The sequence below is a fragment of the Bradyrhizobium sp. genome (assembly GCF_049798375.1).
In the GTDB taxonomy this organism is placed as follows: Bacteria; Pseudomonadota; Alphaproteobacteria; order Rhizobiales; family Xanthobacteraceae; genus Bradyrhizobium.
The window spans coordinates 1-6,368 of the sequence record NZ_JBARGP010000703.1; the positions used below are offsets into that span (position 1 = coordinate 1).

The window sequence follows — 6,368 nt, forward strand, 5'->3', positions numbered from 1 at the left end:
AGGTTGTCGTGCCTCACAACTACGACCAGTATTACTGGGCGCGGCGCGTGACGAAACTGGGAATTGGAGCCCGGGGGCCGCAGGCGAAGGACCTGACTGCCGAGGGACTGATCAAGGCGCTACGCGCCAGCCTCAGCGCTGAGGTCGCTGCGGCCGCACGATCCCTTGCGTTCCGAATCGAGTTGTATGGGGCGCGAAACGCGGCCGAGCGCCTGGGTCAGAGACGGAACTGACGAGCACTTCGCGATGCGTAACTGGCGGCCCGAGCACGAGCGCCCCGAGGTCGATGCCATCATCCAGAAGATGCGGGCGGCAGGCGTCGCCTGTGCGGCCTGGGATAAAACTGTGGTGAACGCGCTGCGGGCCAGTCCAGTCGATGGCTCAAATGCCCAGCTGTTCCACCTGCTCTCGCCTGCCGGCCGCCGGAAGCGACTGTCGTCGATCCTGACCAGGAACGGCATCGTCGACGCGTTCACGACCGATCCGCAGACGTCCCGCGCGGTTGCGTACGCGGTCGAGGCCACCGGCGGCGGGGTGCGGATGCTGGACGTCGGGCGACCTTATCTCGATCGCATGGTATCACATCATTTGGCCCAGACCCTCGCGAGCGGCAAGGTGCCGCTGGCTGGCCTGCTCGAAGTCGCGGAGGTGATCGGCGGCGCCGATTGGCAGCCGCAACAGATCTATTTCCGCGAGGCGCTCGACCAATTGATCGCCGAACTGCCCGAGGACCTCCGTGACCCCGAAGCGGTCGACATCGTCCTGGCAGACAGCGATGTCATCCTGGGTCTCGAGGAGATCGAGGACTCCTGGTTCGAGGACGATGCGGAACTGCGGGAGAAGATGCGAAGCGTCAGCCGGCGCGCGCACGAACAGTTCGTCACGGAGCTCCTGCTCGGGGACGGCGCCATCGCAGTGCGTCGCAAGCAATGGGCCGAGCTGTTCGTGCAGACCGCGCTGTGGATGCGCGAGGCGCCTGATGAGTACGAGATGTCCTGGACCGATCTCGCGATCGTGGCACGCGCCGTGCTGGAGGGGTACGACCTCACCCGGATCGGCCTGATGCGCAACATCGCCGAGCGCACGGTTGTGGTTCTGTCAGATGAGACGGATGACGAGGCATGATCGTGCCGCGTCTCAGGACTGCGGCTTACTGAGTTGCTGTCCGTCCTGCAGCCGCGCGAGCGCCGCCGGGACTTCCGTATCGGATGAAACCAACACATAGCCGCCGGCGCCGGCCGCAGCGCCCCCAGTCATAACCACCGCCCGCTTCGGGCAGATGCCGAAGCAACTGGTCTGAATCACGCGCGCCGGCTTTAACTGGCCGCCGGCGCGCCGTTTGGTCTCCGATTTCAACGCGCGCTTGATCTCCTTGGCATCGCGGCTGCGCTTGAGGCATTTGCGGCATACGAAGACGGGGGGTACCCGGCGCGGGTGCACGATGACGATTTTCTTCATCGGTGCAGATCTAAGTATCTGGCCCCATCCCGCCACGGCGACGGCGGCGTGGCCGCGTTGCGCCGGGCGGGATGCTTGCTGCCAGATCGGAGCGGGAACGCGTGTGGCGCTCCAGGCAAGAGAACTATTGCCCGACGCTTGGGCATATGTTCTGTTTCGGGTTCCGCGACCGCGGGTTGGACCGGGGGCGGCGGATGCAAGGGCATTGGGAGGATCGAAAGCGGCGTCATGGCTACCGGCGACAATGATAAATCCCGGCTCGACGACGCCGCACGCGCCGGTTGGCTCTATTTCATCGCCGGCCACACCCAGGATGAAATCGCAAAAATGCTGCAGGTGTCGCGCGCCTCGGCGCAACGGCTGGTGTCGCTGTGCCTGGCCGAACGGCTGATCACCTTCCGCCTCGAGCATCCGATCGCCTCTTGCATGGAGCTATCAGCGCAGCTCAAGAGCCGCTTCGACCTGGTGCATTGCGACGTGGTGCCGACCGATCCCGCCGCGCCCTCGGCCGCCGCCGGGATCGCCGAGCGTTGCGCCAACCTGCTCGAACTGACTTTGCGCTCCGAGACGCCGGTCATCATCGCGCTCGGCACCGGACGTGCGGTGCGCGCCGCGGTCGAGCGGGTGTCGCCGATCGATCGCCCGGAGCATCAGATCGTGTCCCTGGTCGGCAATATCCTGGCCGACGGCTCGGCAAGCTTTTTCGATACGGTCGGCCGGCTCGCCGACCGCACCGGCGCGCGGCACTACCCGATGCCGTTGCCGTTCCTGATGGAGACGCAGGACGAGCGCGACCGCATGGCCCGGATCGATGCGATTGCGAAGGTGAAGGCGGTCGCCGACAGGGCGGATGTGAAGCTGATCGGTATCGGCCAGATGGACCAGAAAGCGCAGATGCATGTCGACGGCTTCGTCACCCGCGAGGAACTGACCGAGATGATGCGGCTGGGCGCGGTCGGCGAGATCACCGGCTGGGCCTATGACGCCAAGGGCAGGCTGATCAAGGGCGGCACCAACCGCCGCCTCACTAGCATCCCGCCGGATGTGCCGGCGAAGACGATGACGATCGCAGCCGCGCTGGGACCAGCGAAGATTCACGCCATCCGCGCAGCGCTGACCGGCCACCTCATCAACGGCCTCATCACCGACGAAGCCACCGCACACGCGATCCTCGCCTGAACATGACCGTGTGCTGTGTCGCGCTGCGTCGTCGCACGCGTGAGTAATATCGCGTTGCACAACTACAAGGCGCGGCAGCAAGCTTGACAAAGCCTCCACTCTGGAGTGAACATAAGCCCAACGCGTGAGCATATGTTCAAAATCGCGCGGGGAGAGGGAGGACAACCGTGAAGACTATCTTCACTGCGAAAGTTGCTTTGGGCGCCCTCATGGGCGCGGCCGCACTCGCAATGGCGGCGCCGTCATTCGCCGAGACCACGCTCACCATCGCCACTGTCAACAATGGCGACATGATCCGGATGCAGGGCCTGACTGGTGAATTCACCAAGGCCAATCCGGACATCACCGTGAAATGGGTAACTCTGGAAGAGAACGTGCTGCGCCAGCGCGTCACCACCGACATCGCCACCAAGGGCGGTCAGTTCGACGTGCTGACCATCGGCACCTATGAAGTGCCGATCTGGGCCAAGAAGAACTGGCTGGTGCCGCTGGACAAGCTCGGCGCGGATTACGATGCCAACGACATTCTGCCCAAGATCAAGGACGCGGTCTCCGTCGACGGCAAACTGTATGCCGCCCCGTTCTACGGCGAGAGCTCCATGGTGATGTATCGCACCGATTTGTTCGACAAGGCCGGCTTGAAGATGCCGGAAAGCCCGACCTGGGACTTCGTGATCGATGCCGCCAAGAAGCTGACGGACAAATCAGCCGGCGTTTACGGCATCTGCCTGCGTGGCAAGGCCGGCTGGGGCGAGAACATGGCGTTCCTGACCGCGATGTCCAACTCCTTCGGTGCACGCTGGTTCGACGAGAAGTGGGAGCCGCAGTTCAACACGCCGGAATGGAAGAAGACGCTGACGACCTATGTTGACCTGATGAAGGACGCGGGCCCTCCCGGCGCGAGCTCGAACGGCTTCAACGAGAATCTGGCGCTGTTCAACGCCGGCAAGTGCGCGATGTGGATCGATGCCACAGTGGCCGCTTCCTTCGTGACCAACCCGAAGGACTCCAAGGTCGCTGACAAGGTCGGCTTCGCGCTGGCGCCGAACAATGGCCTCGGCAAGAACGCCAACTGGCTGTGGGCCTGGAATCTCGCGATCCCCGCCGGCTCCAAGAAGGTCGACGCGGCCGAGAAGTTCATCGCCTGGGCGACTAGCAAGGACTACACCAAGCTCGTCGCCTCGAAGGAAGGCTGGGCCAACGTGCCGCCGGGCACCCGCACCTCGCTCTACAAGAACGAGGACTATCTGAAAGCTGCGCCGTTCGCGAAGATGACGCTGGCATCGATCGATGCGGCTGATCCGAACCATCCGACGGTGAAGCCGGTGCCTTATGTCGGGGTGCAATATGCCGCGATCCCGGAATTCCAGGGTATCGGCACCACGGTCGGCCAGCAATTCTCGGCCGCGCTCGCAGGCTCGATTTCGGTCGATGCAGCGCTGGCCGCAGCCCAGTCGGCGACCGAACGCGAGATGAAGCGCGCCGGCTATATCAAGTAGGCGCGCCTCGGAATCAGCTCAACGAATTCCTCCCGAGCTGATTACCTGCGGCCATCCCTCGACCCGGTCCCGGGATGGCCGCCTTTTCTTTTACGTCCTCCAAAGCGCTTTTGCTCGCTCTCCGCGCGACGGGCTCTTCATGAACGCCGTCATTGCGAGGAGCAAAGCGACGAAGCAATCCAGACTTTCTTCCTGGCACTGGATTGCTTCGCTTCGCTCGCAATGACGACACACGGGAGCAAGGCATGGCCACCAGACAGACGCAAACCTTGGCGCGGACGCTGCTGTCGCCGGCCGTGCTGCTGCTTTTCATCTGGATGATCGTGCCGCTAGCGCTGACGATCTACTTCTCGACCCTGCATTACAGCCTGCTTGATCCCGGTACCGAGAGCTTCGTCGGCCTGGAGAATTTCAAGTATTTCCTGACCGATCCTGCCTTCCTGGCATCGCTGCAGAACACGCTGGTGCTGGTCGGCTCGGTGCTGCTGCTGACGATCGGGCTCGGCATTCCCATCGCGCTGCTGATGGACCAGCCGGTGGTCGGCCGCAACTTCGTCCGCCTGATGGTGATCGCGCCGTTCTTCGTGATGCCGACCGTGAGCGCGCTAGTCTGGAAGAACCTGCTGATGCATCCGGTCTCCGGCCTGTTCGCCTGGATCGCGACATCGTTCGGGCTGACGCCGATCGACTGGTTCACCGACTTGCCGCTGTTCTCGATCATCCTGATCGTCGCCTGGCAGTGGCTGCCCTTCGCGACGCTGATCCTGCTGACCGCGCTGCAGTCGCTCGATGAAGAGCAGAAGGAGGCCGCCGAGATGGATGGCGCCAGCGCGCTGTCGCGCTTCATCTATCTCACCGTGCCGCACTTAGCGCGGCCGATCACGGTCGTGATCCTGATGGAGACCATCTTTCTGCTCACCGTGTTTGCCGAGATTTTCGTCACCACCGGCGGCGGGCCGGGCCTGGAGACCACCAACATCGCCTTCCTGGTCTACTCCCAGGCGCTGATCCAGTTCGACGTCGGCAACGCCTCTGCGGGCGGTCTCGTCGCCGTCGTTATCGCCAATATCGTCGCGTTCTTCCTGGTGCGGGTCGTCGGCCGCAATTTGGAGGCTTGAGAGCCATGGCACGCAAGGTCACCACAACGAGCGTCGTCGTTTCGACCGCCGGCGCATGGCTGGTCGGCTTTTTGATCTTCTTTCCGATCCTGTGGATGGTGCTGACGAGCTTCAAGACCGAGCTCGAGGCGTTCGCCACGCCGCCCTCATTCCTGTTCTTCCACTGGACCACCGAGAACTACGCCACCGTGCAGGAGCGTAGCGACTACCTGCATCATGCGCTGAACTCGATCATCATCGCCGGCGGCTCGACGCTGATTGCGCTGTTGATCGCCGTCCCGGCGGCGTGGTCGATGGCATTCTCGCCGACCAAGCGCACCAAGGACATCCTGCTCTGGATGTTGTCGACCAAGATGATGCCGCCGGTTGGCGTGCTGGTGCCGATCTACCTGATCTACAAGTATTTCGGGCTGCTCGACACCCGGGCCGGGCTGATCTTCATCCTCTGCCTCGGCAATCTGCCGATCGTGATCTGGATGCTCTTCACCTATTTCAAGGAAATCCCGAAGGACATCCTGGAGGCGGCGCGGATGGACGGTGCCACGGTCGGCCGCGAGCTGATCTATGTGCTGACGCCGATGGCGATCCCGGGGCTGGCCTCGACCTTCCTGCTCAATCTGATCCTCGCCTGGAACGAGGCGTTCTGGACCTTGAACCTGTCCACCCTGGACGCCGCGCCGCTGACCACCTTCATCGCTTCCTATTCCAGTCCGGAAGGATTGTTCTGGGCGAAGCTGTCGGCGGCGTCGACGCTGGCGGTGGCGCCGATCCTGATCATCGGCTGGTTCAGCCAGAAGCAGCTCGTGCGCGGGCTGACATTCGGTGCAGTGAAGTAACGGGGGGCTGGACCATGGGTCAGATTACATTGCAAGGCATGCAGAAATCGTTCGGTCCCGTCCACATCATCAAGGGCGCCGATCTCGATATTCCAGACGGCGCTTTTGTCGTGTTCGTCGGTCCATCCGGCTGCGGCAAGACCACGCTGCTCCGCCTCATCGACGGCCTGGAGGACGTCTCCGGCGGCAAGATCCTGATCGACGGCAAGAACGTCGTCGACGTGCCGCCGGCCAAGCTGGGGCTGTCGATGGTGTTCCAGTCCTACGCGCTCTATCCG

7 protein-coding genes and 1 pseudogene are annotated in these 6,368 nt (G+C 63.3%); 7 read left to right on the plus strand and 1 reads right to left on the minus strand.

What is annotated here, in order from left to right:
• Both WA702_RS27505 and WA702_RS27510 read left to right on the plus strand, forming a co-directional pair.
• A pseudogene (locus WA702_RS27505) lies at positions 1-233 on the plus strand (hypothetical protein); the annotation flags it as partial.
• A 13-nt stretch (positions 234-246) separates the two neighbouring features.
• Positions 247-1,125: a hypothetical protein gene (locus tag WA702_RS27510; protein WP_425113691.1), complete on the plus strand. Its 879-nt coding sequence runs from the start codon at positions 247-249 to the stop codon at positions 1,123-1,125.
• A gap of 12 nt (positions 1,126-1,137) precedes the next feature.
• Here the strand turns inward: WA702_RS27510 and WA702_RS27515 are convergent, their stop codons facing one another.
• Positions 1,138-1,458 (minus strand): hypothetical protein, encoded by a 321-nt coding sequence (locus WA702_RS27515; protein ID WP_425113692.1) that lies wholly within the window; start codon positions 1,456-1,458, stop codon positions 1,138-1,140.
• A 228-nt stretch (positions 1,459-1,686) separates the two neighbouring features.
• Here WA702_RS27515 and WA702_RS27520 point away from each other — a divergent pair, with 228 nt between their 5' ends.
• The 5 genes from WA702_RS27520 to WA702_RS27540 form a co-directional block, all read left to right on the plus strand.
• A complete protein-coding gene (locus tag WA702_RS27520) occupies positions 1,687-2,637 on the plus strand; it encodes a sugar-binding transcriptional regulator (RefSeq protein WP_425113693.1) in 951 nt (316 codons plus the stop codon).
• 209 nt (positions 2,638-2,846) lie between these two features.
• Complete coding sequence (locus tag WA702_RS27525) at positions 2,847-4,136, plus strand: ABC transporter substrate-binding protein (protein WP_425113697.1); 1,290 nt, start codon at positions 2,847-2,849, stop codon at positions 4,134-4,136.
• 245 nt (positions 4,137-4,381) lie between these two features.
• The gene (locus WA702_RS27530; protein WP_425113694.1) at positions 4,382-5,254 is read left to right on the plus strand and encodes a carbohydrate ABC transporter permease; all 873 of its coding nucleotides are present in this window, start codon (positions 4,382-4,384) and stop codon (positions 5,252-5,254) included.
• A gap of 5 nt (positions 5,255-5,259) precedes the next feature.
• Complete coding sequence (locus tag WA702_RS27535) at positions 5,260-6,090, plus strand: carbohydrate ABC transporter permease (protein WP_425113695.1); 831 nt, start codon at positions 5,260-5,262, stop codon at positions 6,088-6,090.
• A 14-nt stretch (positions 6,091-6,104) separates the two neighbouring features.
• Positions 6,105-6,368: ATP-binding cassette domain-containing protein (locus WA702_RS27540; protein WP_425113696.1), on the plus strand; the 264-nt coding region annotated here is incomplete at its 3' end.